The 25,302-nt window shown below is 72.0% G+C and carries 19 protein-coding genes; 4 read left to right on the top strand and 15 right to left on the bottom strand.

All coding sequences use genetic code 11. The annotated features are described in order from the left end of the window. Positions 1–4: 4 nt before the first annotated feature. Positions 5–343: a P-II family nitrogen regulator gene (locus tag PSEJ31_RS0100675; protein WP_019399321.1), complete on the bottom strand. Its 339-nt coding sequence runs from the start codon at positions 341–343 to the stop codon at positions 5–7. Between the two features lie 293 nt (positions 344–636). Then, positions 637–2,046, bottom strand: coding sequence for a type I glutamate--ammonia ligase (gene glnA / locus PSEJ31_RS0100670; RefSeq protein ID WP_028914342.1), 1,410 nt, complete (start codon positions 2,044–2,046; stop codon positions 637–639). A 228-nt stretch (positions 2,047–2,274) separates the two neighbouring features. Here glnA and PSEJ31_RS0100665 point away from each other — a divergent pair, with 228 nt between their 5' ends. Continuing rightward, positions 2,275–3,066, top strand: a complete 792-nt coding sequence (locus PSEJ31_RS0100665) for an undecaprenyl-diphosphate phosphatase (RefSeq protein ID WP_028914341.1) — start codon at positions 2,275–2,277, stop codon at positions 3,064–3,066. 57 nt (positions 3,067–3,123) lie between these two features. Here PSEJ31_RS0100665 and PSEJ31_RS0100660 read toward each other — a convergent pair whose 3' ends face one another. From PSEJ31_RS0100660 to PSEJ31_RS0100620, 9 genes are all read right to left on the bottom strand, one after another. Then, a complete protein-coding gene (locus tag PSEJ31_RS0100660; RefSeq protein ID WP_028914340.1) occupies positions 3,124–3,726 on the bottom strand; it encodes a GyrI-like domain-containing protein in 603 nt (200 codons plus the stop codon). A 19-nt stretch (positions 3,727–3,745) separates the two neighbouring features. After that, complete coding sequence (locus tag PSEJ31_RS0100655; protein ID WP_028914339.1) at positions 3,746–4,357, bottom strand: YbhB/YbcL family Raf kinase inhibitor-like protein; 612 nt, start codon at positions 4,355–4,357, stop codon at positions 3,746–3,748. A 73-nt stretch (positions 4,358–4,430) separates the two neighbouring features. Continuing rightward, positions 4,431–5,423, bottom strand: a complete 993-nt coding sequence (locus PSEJ31_RS0100650; protein ID WP_028914338.1) for an alpha/beta fold hydrolase — start codon at positions 5,421–5,423, stop codon at positions 4,431–4,433. A gap of 81 nt (positions 5,424–5,504) precedes the next feature. Continuing rightward, positions 5,505–6,314 carry a lysophospholipid acyltransferase family protein gene (locus tag PSEJ31_RS0100645; RefSeq protein ID WP_019399327.1) on the bottom strand — a complete coding sequence of 270 codons (810 nt, stop codon included), beginning with the start codon at positions 6,312–6,314 and terminating at the stop codon, positions 5,505–5,507. Positions 6,315–6,387: 73 nt separating this feature from the next. Next, complete coding sequence (locus PSEJ31_RS0100640; protein WP_019399328.1) at positions 6,388–6,831, bottom strand: hotdog fold thioesterase; 444 nt, start codon at positions 6,829–6,831, stop codon at positions 6,388–6,390. A gap of 45 nt (positions 6,832–6,876) precedes the next feature. After that, positions 6,877–8,841 (bottom strand): phospholipase D family protein, encoded by a 1,965-nt coding sequence (locus PSEJ31_RS0100635; protein WP_019399329.1) that lies wholly within the window; start codon positions 8,839–8,841, stop codon positions 6,877–6,879. After that, positions 8,838–9,437, bottom strand: coding sequence for a YceI family protein (locus PSEJ31_RS0100630; RefSeq protein WP_019399330.1), 600 nt, complete (start codon positions 9,435–9,437; stop codon positions 8,838–8,840). The genes PSEJ31_RS0100635 and PSEJ31_RS0100630 overlap by 4 nt, the downstream gene beginning before the upstream one ends. Before the next feature lie 4 nt (positions 9,438–9,441). Then, on the bottom strand, positions 9,442–9,918 hold the full coding sequence (locus PSEJ31_RS0100625; protein WP_019399331.1) for a histidine phosphatase family protein: 477 nt from the start codon (positions 9,916–9,918) through the stop codon (positions 9,442–9,444). A 25-nt stretch (positions 9,919–9,943) separates the two neighbouring features. Then, the gene (locus tag PSEJ31_RS0100620) at positions 9,944–10,573 is read right to left on the bottom strand and encodes a ParA family protein (protein WP_019399332.1); all 630 of its coding nucleotides are present in this window, start codon (positions 10,571–10,573) and stop codon (positions 9,944–9,946) included. Positions 10,574–10,682: 109 nt separating this feature from the next. Here PSEJ31_RS0100620 and PSEJ31_RS0100615 point away from each other — a divergent pair, with 109 nt between their 5' ends. Next, positions 10,683–12,167 (top strand): AAA family ATPase, encoded by a 1,485-nt coding sequence (locus tag PSEJ31_RS0100615; protein WP_028914337.1) that lies wholly within the window; start codon positions 10,683–10,685, stop codon positions 12,165–12,167. A 171-nt stretch (positions 12,168–12,338) separates the two neighbouring features. After that, positions 12,339–14,474 carry a M48 family metallopeptidase gene (locus PSEJ31_RS0100610; RefSeq protein WP_028914336.1) on the top strand — a complete coding sequence of 712 codons (2,136 nt, stop codon included), beginning with the start codon at positions 12,339–12,341 and terminating at the stop codon, positions 14,472–14,474. Between the two features lie 43 nt (positions 14,475–14,517). On the opposite strand, the gene PSEJ31_RS0100605 is transcribed toward PSEJ31_RS0100610, so the two are convergent. Beyond that, positions 14,518–15,435 carry an AEC family transporter gene (locus tag PSEJ31_RS0100605; RefSeq protein ID WP_026010672.1) on the bottom strand — a complete coding sequence of 306 codons (918 nt, stop codon included), beginning with the start codon at positions 15,433–15,435 and terminating at the stop codon, positions 14,518–14,520. Positions 15,436–15,667: 232 nt separating this feature from the next. On the opposite strand from PSEJ31_RS0100605, the gene PSEJ31_RS0100600 reads away from it, so the two are divergent. Further along, on the top strand, positions 15,668–19,414 hold the full coding sequence (locus tag PSEJ31_RS0100600; RefSeq protein ID WP_019399336.1) for an indolepyruvate ferredoxin oxidoreductase family protein: 3,747 nt from the start codon (positions 15,668–15,670) through the stop codon (positions 19,412–19,414). Positions 19,415–19,430: 16 nt separating this feature from the next. On the opposite strand, the gene PSEJ31_RS0100595 is transcribed toward PSEJ31_RS0100600, so the two are convergent. From PSEJ31_RS0100595 to PSEJ31_RS0100585, 3 genes are all read right to left on the bottom strand, one after another. Next, positions 19,431–20,498: a LacI family DNA-binding transcriptional regulator gene (locus tag PSEJ31_RS0100595; protein ID WP_028914335.1), complete on the bottom strand. Its 1,068-nt coding sequence runs from the start codon at positions 20,496–20,498 to the stop codon at positions 19,431–19,433. Further along, positions 20,495–22,060: a sodium/sugar symporter gene (locus PSEJ31_RS0100590; RefSeq protein ID WP_028914334.1), complete on the bottom strand. Its 1,566-nt coding sequence runs from the start codon at positions 22,058–22,060 to the stop codon at positions 20,495–20,497. The genes PSEJ31_RS0100595 and PSEJ31_RS0100590 overlap by 4 nt, the downstream gene beginning before the upstream one ends. A 383-nt stretch (positions 22,061–22,443) precedes the next feature. Next, positions 22,444–25,032 (bottom strand): glycoside hydrolase family 3 protein, encoded by a 2,589-nt coding sequence (locus PSEJ31_RS0100585; protein ID WP_019399339.1) that lies wholly within the window; start codon positions 25,030–25,032, stop codon positions 22,444–22,446. Positions 25,033–25,302 lie beyond the last annotated feature (270 nt).

Below are 25,302 nucleotides of genomic sequence, written 5' to 3'. Positions count from 1 at the left end.
TGGGTTAGAGCGCGTCCGCGCCGATCTCGCCGGTGCGGATGCGGATGACCTGCTCGACGGCGGTGACGAAGATCTTGCCGTCGCCGATCTTGGCGGTGCCCGCCGACTGCTGGATGGCTTCCAGCACGGCGTCGACGCGGTCGTCGGTCACGACCGTCTCGATCTTGATCTTGGGCAGGAAGTCGACGACGTACTCGGCGCCCCGGTACAGCTCGGTGTGCCCCTTCTGGCGACCGAAGCCCTTGACCTCGGTCACGGTGATGCCGGACACGCCAGCCTGGGCGAGGGCTTCGCGCACCTCGTCAAGCTTGAACGGCCGGATGATTGCGGTGATCAGTTTCATGTTCGCATCCCGATGGTGGAGGTTCCGGCCATTGCGGCCGGCGTTCGGAACTCCGGGAGCGGCCGGGCCGGGTGGCCCGGCCGTTCCCTTTCGACATGGCCGCTCCGTGACGGCGGCGGCGCACCGATTCGCAGGCTGCATCCGACTTCTTGGGGGAGGTCATGCAGGCCCGGGAATCCCCTTTGCTTGCTTCGCTTCTCTCTCTCCTTCCACTGCCGCCCGGCCCCCTGGCGGACGGCGGTATCGCGCACGGATGCGGAAGCGGCGCGGGGTCGCCCCCGCGCCGCAGCCGGTCAGTTGCCGTAGTACAGCTGGTATTCCAGCGGGTGCGTGGCCGCGCGGAACTTGGTGACTTCCTGCATCTTCAGCGCGATGTAGCCGTCGATGAAGTCGTCGCTCATGACGCCGCCGGCCTTGAGGAACTCGCGGTCCGCGTCCAGCGCCTCCAGCGCCTGGTCGAGGCTGGAGCAGACCTTCGGGATGTTCTTCTCTTCCTCCGGCGGCAGGTCGTACAGGTCCTTGTCGCTCGGCGCACCCGGGTCGATCTGGTTCTTGATGCCGTCCAGGCCGGCCATCATCAGCGCGGTGAAGGTCAGGTAGCCGGACTGCAGCGGGTCGGGGAAGCGGATCTCGATGCGGCGGGCCTTCGGGCTGGACACCCACGGGATGCGGCAGGAGGCCGAGCGGTTGCGCGCCGAGTAGGCCAGCATCACCGGCGCCTCGAAGCCCGGGACCAGGCGCTTGTAGCTGTTGGTGCCGGCGTTGGCGAAGGCGTTGATCGCGCGGGCGTGCTTGAAGATGCCGCCGATGTACCACAGCGCCAGCTGCGACAGGCCGCCGTAGCCGTCGCCGGAGAACAGGTTCTTGCCGTCCTTGGACAGCGACTGGTGCACGTGCATGCCGCTGCCGTTGTCGCCGACGATCGGCTTGGGCATGAAGGTGGCGGTCTTGCCGTTGCGGTGGGCGACGTTCTTGACGATGTACTTCAGGGTCAGCAGCTCGTCGGCCTTGCGCACCAGGGTGTTGAAGCGGGTGCCGATCTCGCACTGGCCGGCGGTGGCCACCTCGTGGTGGTGGACCTCGACCGGGATGCCGGCCTCCTCCAGCACCTTGCACATCTCCGCGCGCAGGTCGTGCAGCGAGTCGTGCGGGGCGACCGGGAAGTAGCCGCCCTTCACGCCCGGGCGGTAGCCGGTGTTGCCGGTCTCGTACTTGGTGCCGCTGTTCCAGGCCGCCTCCTCGGACTCGATCTCGAAGAAGGTGTGGCCCATGTCGTTGGCGAAGCGCACCGCGTCGAAGATGAAGAACTCCGGCTCCGGGCCGAAGAACGCGACGTCGGCGATGCCCGAGGACTTCAGGTAGGCCTCGGCGCGCTTGGCCACGCCGCGCGGGCAGCGCGCGTAGGCCTGCATGGTCGCCGGATCGAGCACGTCGCAGGTCAGGACCAGGGTCGGGTCGGCGGCGAACGGATCCAGCAGCGCGGTCTCCGGATCCGGCATCAGCAGCATGTCCGACTCGTTGATGCCCTTCCAGCCTGCGATCGAGGAGCCGTCGAACATCTTGCCGTCCTCGAACAGCGAGTCCTCGACGATGCTGGCCGGGAAGGTGACGTGCTGCTGCATGCCGCGCATGTCGACGAATCGCAGGTCGACGAACTCGACCTTGTTGTCCTTGATCAGCTTCTCAACGTTTTCCACGGACATCGCTGTGCAACCTCGGGTTGATGGGTACCCGTTCCGTAGCAGGGTCCGTGCCAACCATCACACTCGTCACAAGCCGTTGATTTGACTGAACTTCCGATCCGGGAAGGGGAACGAGGCACCAAACAGGTGCATTATTTTGGTGCGAGCAATGCACCTTTTTGGGGATGTGCCAGTGCAGCATTTGCTCGCGTATGCTGGGGCCGCCCTCCCAACCGACGACGCCGCCACGTGTCCGAACTGCTCTCCGCCCTGCTGCTGGGCATCCTCGAAGGACTGACGGAATTCCTGCCCATCTCCAGCACCGGGCACCTGCTGATCGCCCAGCACTGGCTGGGCGCGCGTTCGGACTTCTTCAACATCGTGATCCAGGCCGGCGCGATCCTCGCCGTGACCCTGGTGTTCCGGCGCCGGCTGTGGGAGCTGGCGACCAGCCTCGGCGACCCGGCCACCCGCGACTACGTGGCCAAGCTGGCGGTCGCGTTCCTGGTTACCGCGCTGGTCGGCCTGCCGGTGCGCCTGGCCGGCTGGGAACTGCCGGAGACGGTGACTCCGATCGCCTGGGCGCTGGTGCTGGGCGGCATCTGGATGCTGGTGGCCGAGCACTACGCGGGAAAGCGCGGCGACGTGGCCACGATCAGCTGGAAGGTCGCGATCCTGGTCGGCCTGGCCCAGGTGGTGGCCGGCGTGTTCCCCGGCACCTCGCGCTCGGCCGCGGCGATCTTCATGGCCATGCTGGCCGGCACCAGCCGGCGCGCCTCCGCCGCCGAGTTCGTGTTCCTGGTCGGCATCCCGACCATGTTCGCGGCCAGCGCCTACGCCTTCCTGGAACTGGCCATGGAAGGCGGGCTCGGCGGCGAGGACTGGGCCGGCGTGGCCCTGGCCTTCGCCGCCGCCGCCGCGACCGGTTTCGGCGTGGTGCGCTGGCTGATGGGCTACATCAAGGCCCACCGCTTCACCGGCTTCGCCGTCTACCGGATCCTGCTGGGCATCGGCCTGCTGGCGTTGATGCCGGCGCAGTAACCGCGCCGCGCGGCAGCCGCCCGCGGCCGGACACGCCGCCGCGGCCGGCATGGCGGCTCATGCCATCGGCTGGCGCAGCAGGGTCTTCAGCTTCTCCGGCCGGCTGCGGCGCGGATCGCCGAGGTAGATCTCGTGGTGGCGCCCGCGCAGCGCCGAACGCTCGCGGATCCAGGCGTGCAGGCGGGCGATGGCCAGCCCCTCGTCCCGGTACGGACCGACGTGCAGCAGCTGCGCGCAACGCCCTTCGGCGAAGCTCTCCAGGCGCAGCCGCCGCAGCGCCGGCAGCGCCTTCTTCGCGCGCACGCCGGCCACCGCTTCGGCGACCAGGTCCGCGTCCGCCTCCGGCGGCTGCATGATCATCGCGGTCCATTGCCAGGCAGCGCGGTCGCCGCGGACGAAGCTGGACAGGTCGTCCGACCACCACAGCGCCTCCAGCGGCATCACCACGTAGTCCAGCGCGCGCCGCCGCTTCAGCGCGAACTTCACCGCGTAGGCCACGGCGTACAGCGCCTCCACGGCCTCGCGCCAGGCCGGCGCGGTGTCCGGGTCGCCGCGGCCGTCGACCATCAGGAAGCCGGACGCGGGCACGTCCAGCTCGACGATGCCCGGGGCCGGCCGGTACAGCGGCCCCAGGCTGCGCTTGAGGTCGATCTTCTCCACCCCGGCGCCGCGCGCAGGCTCAGCCCAGGCGGCTGTTGAGGGTGTAGGTGCCGTGCACCGCGGCCTCGCCCAGCACGTGGCCCTGCATGGCGCGCAGCGCGTCGGCGGCGGTGAAGCGGTCGGGCACGTCCAGCCGCGGCACGTCCAGGGCGAACAGGCGGAAGAAATAGCGGTGCACGCGGGCGTCGTTGAATGGCGGGTACGGGCCGTCGTAGCCGTAGTAGTCGCCGCCCATGTGCGCGTCGCCGGCGAACCAGCCGGTGTAGTCGTTCAGCCCCTGGCGCGCGCCTTCCGGGCCCGGCGGCTGGCGCTTGCCGCCGCGGGTCGGGCGGTCGCTGCAGCTGCCGGCCTCGATCGCCACCACCGCCGGGGCGATGTCGACCATGGCCCAGTGCACGAACTCGGTGCGCGGCTGCTCCACCGGGATCTCCATGTCCTCGCGACCCACGGTCTCCGGCACGGTCGGCGCGTCCGGGTCGATGCACAGCAGCACCAGCGAGCGGGTGCCCTCCGGCACCCCGTCCCAGGCCAGGTGCGGGTTGCGGTTGCCGCCAAAGCCGTCGATCGCGCCCAGCGCGAATTCGGCGGCGATCGGGCCGCCGGCGGGGAAACTGTCGCTCCAGATGCGCATGTGTCTGCCTCCCTGTGGTGGTGGGCCACAGCGTAGCCGAGGCCGCGCCGGCGCGGACCGGAAGGCGCGGGGCTCAGCCGGCCGGCAGTGCCGCGCACAGGCGTTCGGCCACCCAGCGCTCGGCGAAACCGTCTCCGTTGAGGCTCTCCAGGAACGCGCAGTGGCCGCCCCAGGACGCCACCTCCAGCCGCGCGCAGGCCGGCAGCTGCCAGTCCTGGAAATGGTCGATCGGGATCACCGGGTCGTCGCGCGACATCAGGATGTCGGCCGGCACGTCCAGCGCGGCCAGGCGCCGGCCGGCGATCGAATAGCTGTCGAAGTAGGCCTCGACCGAGCCGAAGCCGGCGTGGCGCTGGGCCAGCCAGCCCATCAGCCCGCGCATGTCCAGGCGCAGGGTGGCGTCGTCGTAGCCGTAGCGGTCCGGGAACAGTTCGCGCTTGCGCAGCAGCGAACTGCGCCACTTGCGCCGGAAGTACCAGTCGTAGATCTGCGGCGCGCGTTCCATGTGGTCCATGGTCCTGGCCGGGTCCACCAGCGGGCAGACCGCGGCGATGTGGCGCAGCGGCAGCCCCGCCACCGCCGCGCGCAGGCCCAGGCGCAGGGCGAAGTTGCCGCCCAGCGAGTAGCCGGCCACCACCAGGTCGCGCACCCGCAGCCGCGCCACCATGTCGGCGGCCGCGTGCACCACCTCGTCCAGGCGGTTGGAGTGGAACAGGTCCTCGTTGAGGTGGTGGGTGCCGCCGTGGTCGCGGAAGTTCAGGCGGAACACTTCCAGCCCGCAGCCGAGCAGGCGCGCGGCGGCCATGCGCATGTACCCGGACTCGGCGCTGCCTTCCCAGCCATGCAGCAGCAGGGCCATGCCGCGCGGTTGCACGCCCGGCACCCGGCTGTGCCAGCCCTGCAGGCGCACGCCGTTGCCGCCGTCCAGGATCAGTTCGCGGGTCTGGGCGCCGCTGGCGGCCAGCGCGCGCAGGCCGCGGTGGCGGCGCAGGGCGCTGGAGCCCAGCACCGACTGCACGTGCGGATTGCGCAGCAGGCGCGGCGGCTGGAAGTCGGCGGCGGTCAGCATCCGGGGGAGCGGGACTTGCAGTTTCACCGGCAATCATTCGCCGGACGACGCGGACGGCGCAAGTGCCCGGCGCCCGGATCAGCGTTCCATCACCGCCACGATGCGTTCGCGCGACAACTCGGCCAGGCGGCGGCGCCCCTCGACCTGGCCCGGCGCAATCGGCTCGAGGAAATGCACCTCGGCGCGCCGCGCCGGTTCGCCCAGCAGGCGCAGGAAGTTGGCCACGAAGCTCTCGCGCGGACCGAACGCCACCACCGTCTGCGCGTCACCGCGCTCGCCGTAGCGCAGCGCCACCGGCTGCACCGGCACGCCGGCCTCGACCGCGGCCTGGAAGATGCGCGCGTGGAACGGGCCGACCGCGCTGCCGTCGCGGGTGCGCCCTTCCGGGAACACGCCGACCGCGCGGCCCTGGCGCAGGCGCTCGAGCATCACCGCGATCACCCCGGCCAGCGAGTCGGTGTTGCCGCGCTGGTGGTAGATGGTCTGGCCCAGGGTGGCCAGCCAGCCGACCACCGGCCAGCCGGCGATCTCGCGCTTGGCGACGAAGCCCATCATGCGCTGGCTGTGCAGCATCTCGATGTCGACCCAGCTGACGTGGTTGGCCACGAACAGCACCGGCCCCGGCAGCGGCTGGCCGATCCGCACCAGGCGGAAGCCGAACACCCACATCAGCCCGCCCGACCAGGCGCGCACCGCGCGGTCGCCCAGGGTCTCGCCGCCCCAGCGCAGGCGCGCCAGCGGCGTGACCTGGCACAGCACGGTCAGCGGCAGCGGCAGCAGCAGGTGCAGCAGCAGCAGCGGGACGCGGTAGAGGTAGCGGAACAGGCGGGCAACGCCGGATCCGGGCCGGGCACGGCGCCGGGCGGCTCGTGGGGGAGCGTGGTCCATAGGACGCGCACGATACCGGATGCGGCGCCCGGTTGGGGATGGGCGCCGGCTTTGCCGCGGCGACGGCGCCGGATCAGGCCGCGCCGGCCTGCGGCGCGGCCACCGCGACCACCGCCAGGGTCAGGCGCGAGACGCAGGCCGGGCGCCCGCGTCCGTCCTCGATGCGGATGTCCCAGACCTGGGTGCTGCGGCCCACGTGCACCGCCTTCGCGGTGCCGGTGACCACGCCCTCGCGCACCGCGCGCAGGTGGTTGGCGTTGATCTCCAGGCCCACCGCCTGCTGCACGCGGGTGTCCAGGCACAGGTTGCCGGCGCTGCTGCCCAGGGTCTCGGCCAGCACCACCGAGGCGCCGCCGTGGAGCAGGCCGTACGGCTGGCGGGTGAAGCCCGCCACCGGCATGGTCGCCTGCAGCCAGTCGTCGCCGGCGGCGGTGAACACGATGCCCAGGTGCTCGATCAGGGTGCCGCGGCTGAGGCGGTTGAGTTCGTCCAGGTCGACCGGACCACGGAACACCATCGGTGCTGCTCCTGCGCGGAAGGGGCGGCGATTATCGCCGCCGGCTCAGAGGATCGGCACCAGGCCGGCACCGAAGGCGGTCAGCATGCGGGTCAGGATCGAGCGCGGGCCGAGGCTGACCTCGGGGAAGTCGCCGACCGCCACGTAGCACTGGTGGAAGCGCGGGTCGCGCCGCGGCAGCGGCCGCGGGCACTCCGGGCCGGGCTGGAACACGTAGTTGGTGGCGTAGCGCCACGGCCACAGGTCCAGTACCGGCGACTTCTCCAGCACCTTGTTCATGCTGTAGTTGAGCCCGGACAGCACCGGCGGCCGCGCGCGCGGGGCCACGGTCCAGGAGTTCCCGGGGGCGATGTCGCGCTCGATGCTGGCGGCCAGGGCGCCGGCGAAGGCCGGGTCCTCGATCACCACCACGCCCTCGGTGTTGTAGGTCTCGCTGCGCGGGTCGAAGTTGTGGGTGCCGATCACCGCGATGCGGCGGTCGATCACCATCGACTTGGCGTGCAGGCCCATGCGCGGGCGCTTGCCCTGGGCGCGCACCGGCACCGGGCGGTTGGCCGGGTGGCTGGTGCTCAGCAGCGAGGGCCGGCTCTCGGTGCGCAGCTTGTCGCGCACCTGCCGGCGGTCGTCGTCGGCGCGGCCGCGCCCGCCGCCGGAGCCGGAGACCGCGCCGGGCAGTTCGCTGCGCGGCACCGAAGGATCCTGCGTCTCGGCGTCGCCCGGCTGCCAGGCGCCCAGCGCCGGGTCCACCGGCGGGTCCTCGGGGAACGGCCGGTACTCGTAGATGTCGAAGCCCAGCTCGCGCACGTTGCGGCGCTTGTACTTGTAGCTGAGCGCGTAGACGATCGCGTTGTCGGTGGCCGCCAGGCTGTTGGTCGAGGCCACCACCCGCGGTGGCCGCTCGCGCTGGCGCAGCTGGCGGAAGATCTCCACCGCGCTGTCGGACAGCACCAGGTACGGGGTCTGCAGCAGCACTTCCTCGCGTGCCTGCGCCAGCAGCCCGGCCAGCCCGGAGGCGCCGCTGACCCGGCTCTCGCCCTCGCGGTGCTTCTTCGGCACGTCGGCCAGGTACTCCACCGGGCCCACCGCCATCGCGCGCCGGGCCAGGCGCTCCTCCACCAGCCCGGCGTCGGCCGCCGCCTGGCGCATCCGCTCCACCCGTTCCGGGCGCGCCGGCGTGGCCGGCGGCATCTCCGGCACGCCGGAGGACAGCAGCAGCCGGGCCACGTCGTCCAGCCGCTCCACCGGCACGCTGCGGCGGTCGTTCCAGTAGGCGGCGAAGTTGCGCTGCATCTCGCGCACCACCGGCCCGGCCACCAGCACGTCGCGGTCGCGGAAGTTGTACTGGCTGTCCCAGTCGTAGTAGTCGTCCTGGTAGTTGCGCCCGCCGGAGATGCCGACCGCGTCGTCGATCACCAGCAGCTTGTTGTGCATGCGCTGGTTGAAGCGGCGGAAGCAGCAGATCACGCTGGCCGCGTAGTGCAGGTAGTTGGGCTTGGCGCGGCCGAAGGTCGGGTTGTAGATGCGCAGCTCCAGGTTCTGGTGGGCGCCGGCCAGGGCGGCCAGGATGCGGAGGTCGGCGATCGCCGAGAGCTGGTCGATCAGCACCCGCACCTTGACCCCGCGGCGGGCCGCGGCCAGCAGTTCGTCCAGCACCAGGCGCGCGCTGTCGTCCTTGTCGAAGATGTAGGTCTGCAGGTCGATGCGGCGGGTGGCGCTGCGCATCAGGTTGATCCGCGCCAGCAGCGCCTCGCCGCCCTCGTCCAGGATCAGCGCGCGGTGCCGGGTGCGGCCGTCGGGCGCGCTGGCGGTCTCGGCGAAGGCCTCGCCGGCCAGTTCGCGCAGCGGCGAGGGGGCGGCGCAGCGGTCGGCGCGCTCGCAGTCCAGCTGCGCGTCGCGCCCGGCCACCGCCACCGCCGCGGCCTGCTCGCGCAGCTGCGGGCTCAGGGTGCTGCAGGCGCTGGCCGCCAGCGCCAGCAACGCGGCCAGCAGTGGCCGGGTCCAGGCCCTCACCGCGGCCCCGCCTCGCGCAGGCGCACCTGCATGGTGAAGCGCACCCGCTCGGACAGCACCAGCTGCCAGTCGCCCATGCCGTAGTCGCTGCGCACGATGTCGCCCTCCACCTGCACCGCGCAGTCCAGGCCGGGACGGGCGCAGGGCGCCGGCTGCACCTCCAGCACCTCGCCGCGGGTCGCGCCGCGCAGGGTCAGGCGCCCGTGCAGGCGGCCGCCGCGGGCCAGCGCGTCCGGCGGGAAGGGGTCGGAGACGAATTCCATCCAAGGGTACCGCAGGGTGTCGAAGAAGGCCTCGCCGCGCATCCAGCCGGTGTAGCGCGGCTTGCCCGGGATCTCGGCGGAGGCGGTGGAAATCCGCAAGCGTACCCGGTGGCGGCCGTCGGGCAAGAGGTCGACCAGGCCCTCGTAGCGCGGGAACTGGCCGCGCAGGCGCTGGCCGACGCGGGTGCGCACCTCGAATTCCAGCCGGCTGTGGACGGTATCCAGCTCGTACAGCGTCACCGCCGGCGCGGCGACGGCGGCCGGCTCCTGCACCGCCGCCGCGGCGAGCGCGGGCCACAACGCCAGGGCCAGCAACCAGCGCGGGTACCGCATCCGCTCAAGGCCACCAGAATGCGGTCAGGCGGCCCACGCCCGGTTCCACTGGCTGCGCGGTCGGCAGCGACAGCACCGCCAGCCCGGCCGGGGGCATGCCGCGGTATTCGTCCGAACGGCCGCTGTCGAGCAGGGCCACCAGCCGCTCCAGGCCCGGGTTGTGGCCGACCAGCATCAGCCGCTCCACCTCCTGCTGCTCGTCCAGCAGGCCGATCAGGGTGCCGGGGGTGGCCTCGTAGATCGATCCTTCCAGGCGCTGCTCGGCGTAGCCGGTGACCGCCAGCACCGCTTCCAGGGTTTCGCGCGCGCGCCGCGCCGGCGAGCACAGCACGCGGTCCGGCAGCAGGCCGTGCGCCAGCAGCCAGCGCCCGGCGGCCTCGGCCTCGGCCAGGCCGTGGGCCGACAGCGGGCGGTCGATGTCGGCCTGGCCGGGGGCCCCGGGTTCGGCATGGGCATGGCGCAGCAGGATCAGTTCACGCACGGGATGTCCTCGCAGAGGCGGGAGGTCAGGCCTGGTCCAGCCACTGCAGCAGTGGCTCCCAGTCGCCCTGGTGGTCGCGCACCTGCGCGGAGTGGTAGTCGAACAGGCTGCGGCCCAGGCCCACCAGCACGGTGTAGGCCTGGGTGTCGCGCAGCTGCGCCACCAGCGGATAGGGCCAATCGGACAGCATCTGCACCGCCTGCTGGCTGGTGTTGGTCCACGGCTTGCTGCGGTTGAGCACCAGCCCCACCGGAAGGCGCCGGGCGTGGACCCGCGGCACCTTGGCCAGGGTGTTGAGGAAGGCCACGGTGGCCTCGATGTCCAGCGCCGAGGGCTGCAGCGGCACCACCACCGCGTCGGCGCGTTCCAGGAAGCGCTCCAGGTCGGCGGCCAGGGCGCCGGCGGCGGCGTCGACCACCACCAGGTCGGCGTCGGCCGGCAGCCGCTCCCAGCCGCGGCGGGTGCTGGCGTCCACCGGCAGCACGGCGCTGTCCAGGGCGGCGCGGCGCTGCGCCCAGCGGGTGGCCGATCCCTGCGGGTCGGCGTCGGCCAGGACCGTCCGCCGGCCCTGCAGTGCCGCGTGCGCCGCCAGATGGGTGGCGATCGTGGTCTTGCCCACGCCGCCCTTGGACCCGGCCACCAGGATCGTCTTCATCCGCCGCTTGCTCCCATTGGGCTGGCCGCAGGTTACACCGCCCCCGGTGGAGGCGGTAGGAAGCCCGGCGGGTTGCTATCTTTCCCCGCCTCCCCGACACGGACGTGCCATGAGCCAGCTGCAGGACCTGACCGCCCTGATCCGCGCCAACACGCCGCTGGTGGTGGTCGAGACCCGCGACGAGGACCGGGTGGTGGAGCTGTTCCGGCAGTCGCTGCTGCACGTGTGGCGGGCCCTGCACCGCTGGACCATCACCGAGGGCCTGCGCCGCCTGGACCTGGACCGCGAGGATCCGCCGCAGGGCCCGCCGGACGCCTCCTCGGTGCTGCGCGCGATCCAGGGGGCCGACCAGCGCGGCATCTACCTGCTGCTCGACTTCCACCCCTACCTGGGCTACGCCAGCCACCAGCGCCTGCTGCGCGACATCCTCCAGCGCCGCCACTGCCAGCCGCACGTGATCGTGCTGGTCGGGGCGAAGGTGGAACTGCCGCCGGAGCTGGAAGCCATGGCGGTGCGCTTCACCCCGCGCCTGCCGGACGCGGCGGCGCTGCTGAAGCTGGTGCGCGAGGAGGCGGAGGCCTACGCCCGCGAGAACGGCGGGCGCCGGGTGGAGGTCGAGGCCGAGGCGGTGCAGCAGATCGTGCGCCACCTGCAGGGGCTGGACCTGCACGACGCCCGCCGCATCGCCCGCCAGCTGATCCACGCCGACGGTGCGCTCACCGCCTCGGACCTGCCGCAGCTGGCCAGGCTGAAGTTCGAACTGCTCAACCGCAGCGGCCACCTGCACTACGAATACGACGCGGCGGCCATGGACGAAGTCGCCGGCGCGCGCCGGCTCAAGCGCTGGGTGCAGCTGCGCCAGGCCGCGTTCGCCGGCAGCCCGCCGCCGGGGCTGGAGCCGCCGCGCGGGATCCTGTTGCTGGGCGTGCAGGGCTGCGGCAAGTCGCTGCTGGCCAAGGCCATCGCCGGCGGCTTCGGGGTGCCGCTGCTGCGCCTGGACTTCGGCACCCTGTACGCCAAGTACCACGGCGAGACCGAACAGAACCTGCGCACGGCGCTGGCCTCGGCCGACCAGCTGGCGCCGTGCGTGCTATGGATCGACGAGATCGAGAAGGGCGTGGCCGCCGACTCCGGCGATGGCGACGGCGGCGTCTCGCGCCGGGTACTGGGCTACCTGCTGACCTGGATGGCCGAGCGCAAGGCGCCGGTGTTCCTGGTGGCCACCGCCAACCAGGTCCAGCACCTGCCGGCCGAGCTGCTGCGCAAGGGCCGCTTCGACGAGATCTTCTTCGTCGACCTGCCCGACCCCTCCACCCGGGTGGAACTGCTGCGCATCCACCTGGCCGCGCGCGGGCTGCAGCCGCAGGGCTTCAACCTGTCGGCGCTGGCGGCCGCGGCCGAGGGCTTCTCCGGCGCAGAGCTCGAGCAGGCCATCGTCTCCGGCCTGTATGCCGCTCACGCCGAGCAGCGTCCGCTGGACACCACCCTGCTGATGGACGAGATCCGCGCCACCCGCCCGCTGTCGGTGCTGATGGCCGAGCAGGTCCGCGCGCTGCGCGAATGGGCCCTCCCGCGCACCGTGCCGGCGGACTGAGCCGCGCCGCCGGTTCGCGCCGCGCCGCGCGCTTGGCTATGCTCGGGCGCGGCGGCCAGGGGGCCAGGCCGCCGCAGCCGAACCATGGAACAGGTCCGCGGGCAAGGGAAGACGCCCGTGGCGGCGCGGCTGGCATGCATGCGCCCTGCCATCGCAAGGAGGCCTGGCACGATGTCCTCGATTCCCGCCGGCAACGCCGTAGCGCCCACCACGCAGCTGCGCCAGCTGCGTCCCGGTTCGATCCCGCGCCCGCCGCGCAAGCCGCTGTACGACCTGCTGCTGTGGCTGGTGGCGGTGCTGTCCTGCCTGATACCCCTGGCCTACCTGGGCCTGGTCGCCGGGCTGGCCTGGCTGGGCGTGCACTACTACCTGGAGTGGGCCCCGCGCAGCGGCCACGGCATGCTGCGCCTGGTCGGCTGGACCGCGCCGGGCTTCATCATCGGCGTGCTGGTGGTGTTCCTGCTCAAGCCGTTCTTCGCCCCGCGCACCCGCGCCCCGGAACCGGTACGCCTGGAACCGGAACAGGACCCCGGCTTCACCGCCGCGGTGCACGCGCTGTGCGCGGCCATCGGCATCCGTCCGCCGCGCGCGATCCACCTCACCCACCAGGTCAACGCCTGGGTGCAGTTCGTGCCCGGCCCGGCCGGCCTGCTCGGCGGCGCGCGCACCCTCACCATCGGCCTGCCGCTGGTGGCGGGCATGAGCGCGCGCGAGCTGGTCGGGGTGCTGGCCCACGAGTTCGGCCACTTCGCCCAGCGCGGCGGCATGCGCGCGGCGCACCTGATCAACCGGGTGAACTACTGGCTGGAGTCGCGCGCCTACCAGGACGATGCCTGGGATGGGCGCCTGCGGCGCTGGCTGGAGGACGAGGAAATGGGCGGCATCGTCCACCTCACCTGCCTGGCGACCCTGGCCTGCCTGTGGGCCACGCGCCTGCTGCTGCGCGGGATGTTCCAGCTCAGCTTCCGCATGAGCCGGCGGCTGTCCCAGGAAATGGAGTTCGATGCCGACCGCTACGAGGCCACGGTCGCCGGCAGCGAGGCCTTCGCCGCGACCGCGCTGCGCATGCGCGCGCTGGAACATGCCTGGCACGAGGTCGACCGGCTCAACCGCAAGGCCTGGGGCGAAGGCCGCCTGGTCGACGACCTGCCCGGCGCCACCGCCCAGCGCCTGCAGCAGTGGGGCAGGCAGGACTGGGAATCGGTCGAGGCCCAGTTGCAGTCCGACGACACCACGCGCTACTGGGATTCGCATCCGGCCGACCAGGCCCGGATCGCGAACGCGCAGGCGCTGCAGGCGCCGGGCATCTTCCGCGACGACCGTCCCGCCGCCGCGCTGTTCGCCGACTTCCCCGCGCTGTGCCGCCAGGTCACCGCCCACTACTACGCCGGCATGGAGCTGGACTACGGCCCGCGCCAGCTGATCGGCGCGGCCGAGCTGCTCGGCCGCGGCCGCCTGGCCGACGCCACCGCCGCGGCCTGGCAGCGCTACACCAACGGCATGCTCGGCAGCGTGCCGCTGCTGGACCCGGCCGAAGCCGGCCTGCTGCCGGCGGCGGCCTTCGACTGGCAGGGCAGCGTGGACGAACTGCGCCGCCTCGGCCCGGAAGCGACCGGCCTGTGGCAGCGCCTGGACCGCCTGCGCGAGCGCGCCGACGCCCTGGCGCTGTGGATCGCCCTGCTCGACCAGGAAGAAGACTTCGTGATGCCCGACGGCAGCCCGCCCGACCCCGGCGCGCTGCGCGCCGAATACGGCGCCTGCGTGGCCGCGGATACCCCGGACCTGCGCCTGGCCCGGCGCATCCTGGCGGTGTTCGCGCGGCGCCTGCGGCACGCGGTGGACACCCTGGAAGGCGCGGCCCGCGACGAGGCCGAGGCGCGCCTGGCGCTGCTGGCCAGGATGCACGCGCACTGGCCGGAGCTGGCGCGCACCCTGCAGGAGGCGCGGGTGTGCATGCGCATGCACGCCGGCATGGGCAGCGGCGACGAAGTGCTGCGGCCGCGCGTGCATGCGCGCACCGAGCGCTGCCGCGAGCAGGTGGGCGCCCTGCTCGGCAGGCTCGACGACGCCGTCCCCGGCAGCGGGCAGCCGCTGGGCCAGCTGCTGCTCAAGCGCTGCGGCCACTACTCCAGCGCCGGCGCCGACCCGTTCGCGTTTGCGCGCGCCGTGCTGCCACTGGAGGACGCGTTCCTGGACCTGTACCGGCAGCAGCTGGCGGCGCTGGTGGAAACCGCCGATTTGGCCGAACGCACCCACGGCATCCACCCGATCCGGCTGTTCGCGGCGCCGGCGGCGGTCGAAGCCTGAGCCCGGCGCGCGCGGCGCGGCGGCGATGCCCCGCCGCGCCGCCTCAGCCGTGGAACCGGCCCAGCAGCCAGACCCAGGCCGGCAACGTGGCCAGGCACACGACGATGCCGTAGCCGACCAGGGCCGCGCACAGCCGCGGTGCCAGGCCATGGGCCATGGCCAGCGCCGCGGCCGAGACCATGGTCGGCATCGCCGATTCGAGCACGTTGGCACGCAGCATCAGCGGCGGCATGCCGAACAGCAGCGACAGCGGCAGGGCGATGGCCGGCATCACCAGCAGCTTCAGTGACAGCCCCGCAAGCAGCGGGCCCAGTTCCTCGCGCGGCAGGCGCAGGCGGATCGACAGGCCCACCGCCAGCATCACCAGCGGCAGCATGGCGTCGGCCAGCCGCTGGAGCCCGGCGCCGATCCAGTGCGGCGGCTCGGCCGGCATCAGGGTCAGGCCCAGCAGCAGCGCCCAGGCCGGGGGGAAGCGCGCGATCCGCAGCGCCACCTGGCGCGGGCCCGGCGGCGCGTCGCCGCTGTAGCGCGCGCACACGTACAGGCCCAGGGTGGACAGCATCACGAAGGTGCCGAACTGGTCGTACACCACCGCGTACTGCACCGCGCTCTCGCCCAGCAGCGCGCGCACCATCGGATAGCCGAGGAAGCTGGTGTTGCCCAGGCCCACGCACAGCAGCAGCACCGCGTACTGCTCGCGGCCGAACTTCCACAGGCGCGCGGCCAGGCCCACCAGCAGCCAGGTCGCGCCCATCAGCAGCCAGGGCGTGAGCGCCATGCCCAGCAGCGACCATTGCAGGTGCAGGCGCGGCACGTACAGCAGCACCGCGGCGGGCAGGCAGACGTAGAGCACCACCAGGTTGAGCACCTCGGACGCATTGTCCGGCAGCAGGGTGGTGCGGCCCATGGCCATGCCGAGGGCGAGCATGGCCAGGATCAGTGCGAATGCGTCCAATGCCATGGCGTGCCTCAGCGGCTCCCGGCATCGGCAGGTTGGCAATCCGGATCGGTTCCGGCTTGCGCATGCATGCGGTTCATCGGGGAAAGCGGGATGTGGGGGGCGCCTATTGTCCCACTTCGTGGCCGCCGCGGCACGGGTTCGCGCCGCAGTGTGTCATGCCCGTCCATGCGCGCTTGTTTATGATGTTGCGCTACAGCCGGGCGCCCGGCCCAGCCCACGCTCCAGGCCTGTCATGACCAGCACCGCCGAACTGACTTCGCCCGCGTCCGCCGACCAGCCCGGGCTCGCCACCTTCGACGCCGACTACACCCTGGAACACCGCTACACGCGCCGCGACGGCCGCGTCTACCTCAGCGGCGTGCAGGCGCTGGTACGCCTGCCGCTGATGCAGCAGCTGCGCGACGCGGCGGCCGGGCTCGACACCGCCGGCTTCATCAGCGGCTACCGCGGCAGCCCGCTGGGCGGCTTCGACCTGGAACTGTGGCGCGCGCGCAAGCACCTGGAAGCGGCCAAGGTGCGCTTCCAGCCGGGCCTCAACGAGGACCTGGGCGCGACCATGGTCTGGGGCACGCAGCAGACCAACCTGTTCCCCGGGGCGAAGGTCGATGGCGTGTACGCCATGTGGTACGGCAAGGGCCCGGGCGTGGACCGCTGCGGCGACGTGTTCAAGCACGGCAACGCCGCCGGCACCTCCAGGCATGGCGGCGTGCTGGCGCTGGCCGCCGACGACCATGCCTGCCGCAGCTCGACCCTGCCGCACGGCAGCGAGGACGAGTTCGTCAGCGCGATGATGCCGGTGCTCAACCCGGCCGGGGTGCAGGACATCCTCGACCTGGGCCTGGTCGGCTGGGCGATGAGCCGCTACACGGGGCGCTGGATCGGCTTCAAGACCATCGCCGAGACGGTGGAATCCTCCGCCTCGGTGGACGTGGACCCGTTCGCGCGCCGGATCGTGCTGCCGGAGGATTTCGAGCTGCCGCCGGGCGGACTCAACATCCGCTGGCCCGATCCGCCGCTGGACCAGGAGATGCGCCTGCACCGCTACGCGGTGCGCGCGGCGCAGGCCTTCGCCCGCGCCAACCGGGTCGACCGCATCGTGCTGGACTCGCCGCGCGCGCGGCTGGGCATCGTCACCACCGGCAAGAGCTACCTGGACGTGCTGCAGGCGCTGGAATACCTGGGCCTGGACGAGGAAGCCTGCCGCGACATCGGCATCCGCGTGTACAAGGTCGGCATGACCTGGCCGCTGGAGCCGCAGGGCATCGCCGCCTTCGCCCGCGGGCTGGAGGACATCGTCGTGGTGGAGGAAAAGCGGGCCTTCATCGAGCGGCAGATGAAGGAGCAGTTCTACAACTGGCCGGAGGCCTGGGGCCGGCGCCCGAGCATCGTCGGCAAGTACGACGAGGCCGGGGAGTGGATCCTGCCGTCCACCGGCGAGCTGACCCCGGCCACCATCGCCGGGGTGATCGGCCGCCGCATCCAGCGCTTTTTCACGACCGAATCCATCGAGCAGCGCCTGCGCTGGATGGAGGAGAAGGAGGCGGAGATGGCGCTGCCGCGCGCGCAGTTCCCGCGCGTGCCGCACTACTGTTCCGGCTGCCCGCACAACACCAGCACACGCGTGCCGGAAGGCTCGCGCGCGCTGGCGGGCATCGGCTGCCATTACATGGTCACCTGGATGGACCGCTCCACCGACACCTTCACCCACATGGGTGGCGAAGGCGTCACCTGGGCGGGCCAGGCGCCGTTCACCGAGACCGAGCACGTGTTCCAGAACCTCGGCGACGGTACCTACTTCCACAGCGGCTCGCTGGCGATCCGCCAGGCCGTCGCCGCGAAGGTGAACATCACCTACAAGATCCTCTACAACGACGCGGTGGCCATGACCGGCGGCCAGCCGGTGGACGGCACCCTGACGGTGCCGGACATCGCCTGGCAGATGCGCGCCGAGGGCATCGACACCATCGTGGTGGTCAGCGACGACATCTCGCGCTGGCACAGGCGCGAACTGTTCCCGCCGGGCGTGGAGTTCCACGACCGCAAGGAACTGGACGAAGTGCAGCGGCGCCTGCGCCAGGTCAAGGGCGTGTCGATCTTGATCTACGACCAGACCTGCGCCACCGAGAAGCGCCGCCGGCGCAAGCGCGGCAAGCTCGAGGACCCGCCGAAGCGGGTGATGGTCAACACCCTGGTGTGCGAGGGCTGCGGCGACTGCGGGCAGAAGAGCTTCTGCGTGTCGGTGCTGCCGCAGGAGACCGAGTTCGGGCGCAAGCGCCAGATCGACCAGTCCAACTGCAACAAGGACTACAGCTGCGTCGAGGGCTTCTGCCCCAGCTTCGTCACCGTGCATGGCGGCCGCCCGCGCAAGGGCCCGCGCGCGGAGGCCGCGGCCCTGCTCGACAACCTGCCCGCGCCGCAGCCGCGTACCGACCTGGAGCGGCCCTGGAACATCCTGATCACCGGCGTCGGCGGCACCGGCGTGGTGACCATCGGCGCGCTGCTGGGCATGGCCGGCCACCTGGAAGGCAAGGGCGCGACCGTGCTCGACCAGACCGGCCTGGCGCAGAAGGGCGGCGCGGTCACCACCCACGTGCGCCTGGCGCGCCGGCCGGCCGACATCCATGCCGTGCGCATCGCCGCCGGCGAGGCCGACCTGGTGCTGGGCTGCGACATGGTCGTGGTCAACGACTACTGGGCGCTGTCCAAGGTCCGCGCCGAGCGCTCGGAAGTGGTGCTCAACACCTACGAGGCCATGCCCGGCAGCTTCACCACCCAGCCTGACCTGCACTTCCCCGCGGCCGAGATCATCGCCGGAGTGAGGCTGGCCCTGGGCGGGCGCGAGCCGCGCCTGCTCGACGCCACCCAGCTGGCCACCGCGCTGCTGGGCGACGCCATCGCCACCAACCTGTTCATGCTCGGCCATGCCTGGCAGCTGGGCCTGGTGCCGCTGTCCGAGGGTGCGCTGATGCGCGCGATCGAGCTCAACGGCGCGGCGGTGGAGATGAACAAGCAGGCCTTCGCCTGGGGCCGCCTGGCCGCGGTCGACCCGGATGCGGTGGCGCGCGCCGCCGGCCTGGTGTCCAACCCGGTGACCGCCAGCGAGGGCATCGCCGACGACCTGCAGGTGCTGCCGCCGGGCGACTGGGAAGGCAGCGAATGGGGCAGCACCAGCGCGCCGCGCCCGGCCAGCGGCGGGCGCGAATGGCGCGGCCTGCCGGCCTCGGCGGCCGATGCCGCCGGCAGCGGCCAGGCTTGGCCGCTGGATGCGGCCTCCGGCAACGTCGCGCCGCTGCCCCTGGACGACCTGCGCCTGTCGCGCAGCCTGGAGGAACTGGTCGAGCGCCGCCGCGTGTTCCTCACCGCCTACCAGGACCGCGCCTATGCCGCGCGCTACACCGCGCTGGTGGAGAAGGTGCGCGCGGTCGAGCAGGAACGCGTGCCCGGCTCCACCGCGCTGACCGAGGCGGTGGCGCGCTACGCGTTCAAGCTGATGGCCTACAAGGACGAGTACGAGGTCGCGCGCCTGTACACCGGCGGCCACTTCCAGCGCCGCCTGCAGCAGCAGTTCGAGGGCGACTACCGCCTGCATTTCCACCTCGCCCCGCCGCTGCTGGCGAAGAAGGACGAGCACGGCCGCCTGGTCAAGCGCGAGTACGGGCCGTGGGTGTTCACCGCGTTCCGCTGGCTGGCGAAGCTGAAGTTCCTGCGCGGCACCGCGTTCGATCCGTTCGGCCGCACCGCCGAGCGGCGCAAGGAGCGGCAGCTGGTGGAGGACTACTTCGCCACCATCGAGCGCCTGCTGCCGAAGCTGGACGCCGGCAACGTCGGCCTGGCCGCGCAGATCGCCTCCATTCCGGACCAGATCCGCGGCTACGGCCACGTCAAGGAAGCGCACCTGCACGCGGCCAAGGCCCGCGAAGCCGAGCTGCTGCGGCAGTGGGACGATCCGCTGCGGATCGTGGTGCGCGAGGCCGCCTGAGCGCGGCGGACCGGCCTCAGTCGGGCGGGGCCGGCCCGGTGGAATCGCGCAGCTGCAGCGCGTAGGGCATGTGCACCATGCTGCCGGCGCCGCGGTCGCGGATCGCCGCCAGCAGCTGCATGGTCGCCACCTGGGCCATGTCCCGGGTCGGCTGCTGCACCGTGGTCAGCTGCGGGAAGATGTGCTTGGCGATGGGCGTGTTGTCGAAGCCGCAGACCGAGACTTCGGCCGGCACCCGCAGGCCCATCTCGCTGGCCGCGCGCATCACGCCGGCGGCCATGTCGTCGTTGGCGGCGAAGATCGCGGTGGGCCGCGGCTGCAGCGACAGCAGGCGGCGTCCCGATTCCAGCCCGGAATCGAACGAGAACTCGCCCGGCACCACCAGTTCCGGGTCGTAGCGCAGGCCGGCGCGGCGCAGCGCGGTGCGGTAGCCGGCCAGGCGCCACTCGCTGGCGCCGTGGTCCGGATGCCCGCGCACGTGGCCGATGCGGCGGTGGCCCAGCGCCACCAGGTGCGCCACCAGCTCGCACACCGCGTCGTGCTCGTCCAGGGTCACGCCGATGCGGCCCTCGCGCTTGTACGGGGAAATGCAGGCGAACGGGATGCCGCGCTGGTCCAGGCGGTCCAGCAGGGCGTCGCTGTCGGTCAGTGGCGGGGTCAGGATCAGCCCGTCCAGGCGCGCGCCGGACAGCAGCGCGTCCACCGCCTCCACGCAGCCCGGCGCCCGGTGCGCCACCGGCTGCATGACCATGCCGTAGTGGTGCGCCTCGCAGGCATCGACCACGCCGGTGACCACCTCCATCAGGTAGTTCGGCGAGGGATTGTCGTAAAGCAGCGCCACCAGGTAGGAGCGGTTGCCGGCCAGGCTGCGCGCGGACGGGTCCGGTCGGTAGTTGAGCGCCGCCACCGCCTCGCGCACGCGCAGCCGGGTGGCCTCGCGCACGCCCGGCTCGTTGTTGAGCACGCGCGAGACGGTCTTCATCGAGACGCCGGCCGCGGCGGCCACGTCCTCGATCCGGGCCCGCGCCGGGACCGGTCCCGGGCGCGGGTCCTGCTGCCGTCCGTCGTGCGCTCCCGCGTTCACCAGAAGGTCGCGTACAGCGCCACCAGGATGGCGACCACGCCGAGGGCGCCGATGTTGAACCCGGCGGTGGTCGAATAGTCCACGTCGTCGGTGCGGATCAGGTCGCTGCCCTCGCGCTGCGCCGCGGTGGCAAGCGATACGCCCACCGCCAGCGCCAGCGCCAGCAGGAACACCAGGCCGACGCGGTCGATGAACGGCAGCCCCGGCCAGGCCAGCTTGAGCACGATCGACAGCACGAACGAGCCGATCGCCGCGGCCAGCGCGCCGGCCTGGTTGGCGCGCTTCCAGAACAGGCCCAGCACGAAGATCACCACGATGCCCGGGGTGAAGAAGCCGGTGTATTCCTGGATGTACTGGAAGGCCTGGTCGAAGCTGCCCAGCAGCGGCTTGGCGGTGAGGATGCCGATGAGCACCGAAAGCGCGGCGGCGATGCGCCCCACCCGCACCAGCTTCGGCTGGCCGGCGTCCGGGCGCATCTTGGCGTAGAAGTCCAGGGTGAAGATGGTCGCCACCGAATTGATCTTCGACGCCAGCGAGGCCACGATCGCCGCCACCAGCGCGGCGAACACCAGGCCGAGGATGCCGCTGGGCAGCAGTCGCATCATCGTCGGATAGGCCTGGTCGGGCCGGTCCAGGGACGGCGCCAGCACCACCGCGGCGATGCCCGGCAGCACCACGATCACCGGCATCAGCAGCTTCAGGAACGCGGCGAACAGCACGCCCTTCTGCGCTTCCTTCAGGTCCTTGGCCGCCAGCGCGCGCTGGATGATGTACTGGTTGAAGCCCCAGTAGCTGACGTTCATGATCCACATGCCGCCGACCAGCACGCTGATGCCGGGCAGGTCCTTGTAGAACGGGTTGTCCGGACCGAGGATCATCTCGAAGTGGCCCGGGTGCGCGTCCCACAGGCGCTGGAAGCCGGCGAGGATGCCCTCGCCGCCGCCGATCTGCGACAGGGTCAGGCCGGTCACCATCAGGCCGCCGAGCACCAGCAGGGTGACCTGCACGATGTCGGTCAGCGCCACCGCCTTCAGCCCGCCGTACAGCTGGTACACCAGCGCGAACACGCCGATCAGCACCACCGCGGTCATCTGGTCGATGCCGGTGACCTGGTTCACCGCGATCGCGCCCAGCCACAGGATCGAGGTGATGTTCACGAACACGTACAGGCCCAGCCAGAACACGGCCATGAGCGTGCGGATGCGGGTGCCGTACCGTTCCTCGAGGAACTGCGGCATGGTGTAGATCCTGTTGCGCAGGAACACCGGCAGGAAGAACTTGCCGACGACCAGCAGCGTGGCGGCGGCCATCCATTCGTAGGAGGCGATCGCCAGGCCCAGCGCGTAGCCGGAGCCGGACATGCCGATGATCTGTTCGGCGGAGATGTTGGCCGCGATCAGCGAAGCGCCGATGGCCCACCATGGCAGGGACTTGCTGGCCAGGAAGTAGTCGGAGGCCGACTTCTGGTGGCCGGCTTTCTCGCGCGAAACCAGCTGCGCGAGGATGAAGATGCCGGCCAGGTAGGCGAGCACGATGGCGATGTCCAGCGTCGCGAGTTCCACTCCGGTTCCTCCAGATCCATTGGGCTGGCGGCGGCTGGCCGCCGTATTGCGCAGCTCCGGCGCGGAAGGTGGAACCGGGGCCACCGGCGGATCGCCGGCATCCTCCGGGCCGCGTACGCCCTGGTGCGCGGACCGGCCCTCCCCTCGACGCCTGACAGCGCTGTCTTATCGGTGGCCGCGGCAGCGCTGTCAAACGCGCCCCCGTGCGGGCCTGGCGGCTGCCCGCGGCCGCCGCGGCGGGGCGCATGGTTGCTTGGGCCAGGCCATGCGCAGGGCGCCGCGGCCACTGCGTTGCAGCAAAGTTTTGCGCGAAACATCGGCCCCGGCTGCCCGCCGGTGGCCGCGTGCGGGGCCGGTGCCAGGCACCGGCCCCGGGTGTCGCCTTACTCGCCGCGCGGGCAGTCGACGATGTGCTCGGCCTCGCTGACCGCGCCGATCGCCACGCGCGAGATCGACAGCGTGGTCGCCGCGTCACTGTGCAGGCGCGCCAGCACGTCCAGCGCGGACACGTCGGCGCCGGCGTGGGCCAGGCACTTCAGCGGCACGCCCAGCGTGGTCCACTGCCCGGCCGGCAGCTTCGCCAGCGCCTCACGCAACGCCACCGGCCGGCCCTGGCCGGCGCTGAGGCCGACGTTGCCGGCAGCCGGCACCTGGTCCGGACGCAGGGTCAGCACCAGCAGCAGGTCGCCGTTGGTCTCGCGCGACAGGTCCACGGCCGGCTCGGCGTAGACCGAGACCGTGGCCGGGGTCGTGCCGGACCAGGCGAGGCGGCGCGAGTCCTCCTGGCGCTCGTGGTCGACCGCGGTGACGCGGATGCTGTCGTCGTGCAGGCCGGCCGGCACCGTGGTGATCTGGGCGGTGTGGTTCTGCGCGTTCTCCACGCGCATGGCCAGGCCCGGGGCCAGCATGGCGTTGGCGAAGTACACGCCCGGGGCGGCGTGCAGGCCGTCGATGCCGGAGTCCTCCGGCAGCGGGTCCAGGTCGCCCTTGTCGGCGTAGGTCAGGCCGTGGCCGAACGGGAACAGCGCCTTGTAGTCCGGCGAGCGCACGTTGCCCTCGGCCGCCTGCGCCGGCCAGGAGAAGCTCAGCTTGCCCTTGAAGTCGTGGTTGACGCTGCCGTCGGGCTTGCGCAGCAGCACGTCGGCCACGCCCGCGCCTTCCGAACCCGGCAGCCAGGCGACCACGAAGGCGTCGGCGGCGTTGATCTCGCGGTTCATCCACAGCGGGCGGCCGGTGAGGAACACCGCCACCACCGGGATGCCGTCGGCCTTCAGGCGCTTGATCAGCTCCAGGTCGGCGTCGTTGCCCGGCTTGTACAGCAGGTTGGCGATGTCGCCCTGGAACTCGGCGTACGGCTCTTCGCCGAACACCACCACGGCCACGTCGGGCTTGGCCTTGTACTTGCCGTCCACCGCCAGCTCGGCGCTGCCGCCGGCGGCCTTGACCGCGCGCTGCAGGCCGTCCCAGATGGTGTCGGCGTTGGGGAAGTCGGCGCGGGTGGTGCCGGAGCCCTGCCAGGTGAGGGTCCAGCCGCCGGCCTGCTTGGCCATGTTGTCGGCGCCGTCGCCAGCCACCAGGATGCGCTGCTTCGGCGACAGCGGCAGCAGGCCGCCCTGGTTCTTCAGCAGCACCAGCGACTCGCGCACCGCCTGGCGCGCGACCTCGCGGTGCTCGGCCGCGCCCAGCAGCTCGAACTTGCCGCCCAGCGCGCGCTGCGAGGGCTTGGGCTTGTCGAACAGGCCCATCAGGAACTTCACCCGCAGGATCCGGCGCACGGCGTCGTCCAGCCGCTCCATCGGCAGGATGCCGTCCTTGACCGCGGCCAGGGTGGATTCGTACATGCCCTTCCAGCTGTCCGGGGCCATGGCCATGTCCAGGCCGGCGGCGAAGGTGGCCGGGCAGTTGTCGTTGCTGCAGCCCTTGACCTGGCCGTGGCCGTTCCAGTCGCCGACCACGAAGCCGTTGAAGTTGAAGCGGCCCTTGAGCACGTCGGTCAGCAGCGGCTTGTGCCCGTGCAGCTTGGTGCCGTGGTAGCTGTTGAACGAGGCCATCACCGCCTGCGCGCCGGCGTTGATCGCGGTGACGTAGCCGGCGGCGTGGATGTCGCGCAGCTCGGCCTCGCTGGCCAGGTTGTCGCCCTGGTCGCGGCCCTTGCTGGTGCCGCCATCGCCGAGGAAGTGCTTGACCGAGACCATCACGTGGCGGTCGTCCAGGAAGTCCGGCGCGCCGGCCTTGCCCTGCAGGCCTTCCACCATGGCGCGGGCGAACTGCGCCACCAGCTCCGGGTTCTCCGAGTAGCCCTCGTAGGCGCGGCCCCAGCGCACGTCCTGCGGCACCGCCACGGTCGGGGCGAAGGTCCACTCCATGCCGGTGGTGCGGGTCTCGATCGCGGTGATCTCGCCGATCCGGCGCTGCAGCTCGACGTTGCGGGTCGCGCCCAGGCCGACGTTGTGCGGGAACAGGGTGGCGCCGACCACGTTGCTCTGGCCGTGCATGGCGTCGATGCCCCAGATGACCGGGATCGCCTTGCCACCGCCGGAGGTATCCATCGACGCCTCCCAGAAAGCGTCGGCCAGCTTCAGCCACTCCTCCGGCCTGGCGTTGTACTTGCCGCCCGGGTCGGAGCTGCCGCCGGCGAGGATCGAGCCGAGGCGGTACTTGCGCACGTCGTCCGGGGTGATCGAGGCGATGTCGCCCTGGATGATCTGGCCGACCTTCTCCTCCACGGTCATGCTGGCCATCAGCGCGTCGATCTTCTGCTCGACCTCCGCGTCGGCCTGCAGCGGCCACTCGACCTGCGGCCAGTTCTCCGGGTTGATGCTGCCGTCGGCGGCGGCCGCGGTGGCGGCCGGAGCGCCGGCGTCGGCCTCGCTCTTGCCGCAGCCAGCCAGCAGGGCCAGGGCCAGCGCCGTGGCCAGTGTGGTACCGATGCGGACGCCCGGCGCGCGCGCGCCGGCAAGCTTGCTACTCAAGGTGCTTCCTCCCTGGTGACGTTATCTGGGCCCCGGACGGCAACCGCCCTCCGGAAGGGCTGGACCGGTCGGCGCAGAGGCTCCGGCCAAACTGTCAGCGCTGTCAATTCGCGCGGCAGCAAGCCGCGACGGGCGCGGCGGCGGCGGCGGCCCGGCCCCGGCGCGCATCCGCGCCGGGGCTGCGCAACCCCGCGTCCGCAGGGCGATTCGCGCCGGGCCGGCGGTGTCCGGGGGCAGTTGCCGGGGTTACCGCTTCCTGCTGCGGCGCAG

Source organism: Pseudoxanthomonas sp. J31, assembly GCF_000510725.1.
GTDB lineage: Bacteria > Pseudomonadota > Gammaproteobacteria > Xanthomonadales > Xanthomonadaceae > Pseudoxanthomonas.
This window is presented reverse-complemented; position numbering and strand designations above follow the sequence as displayed.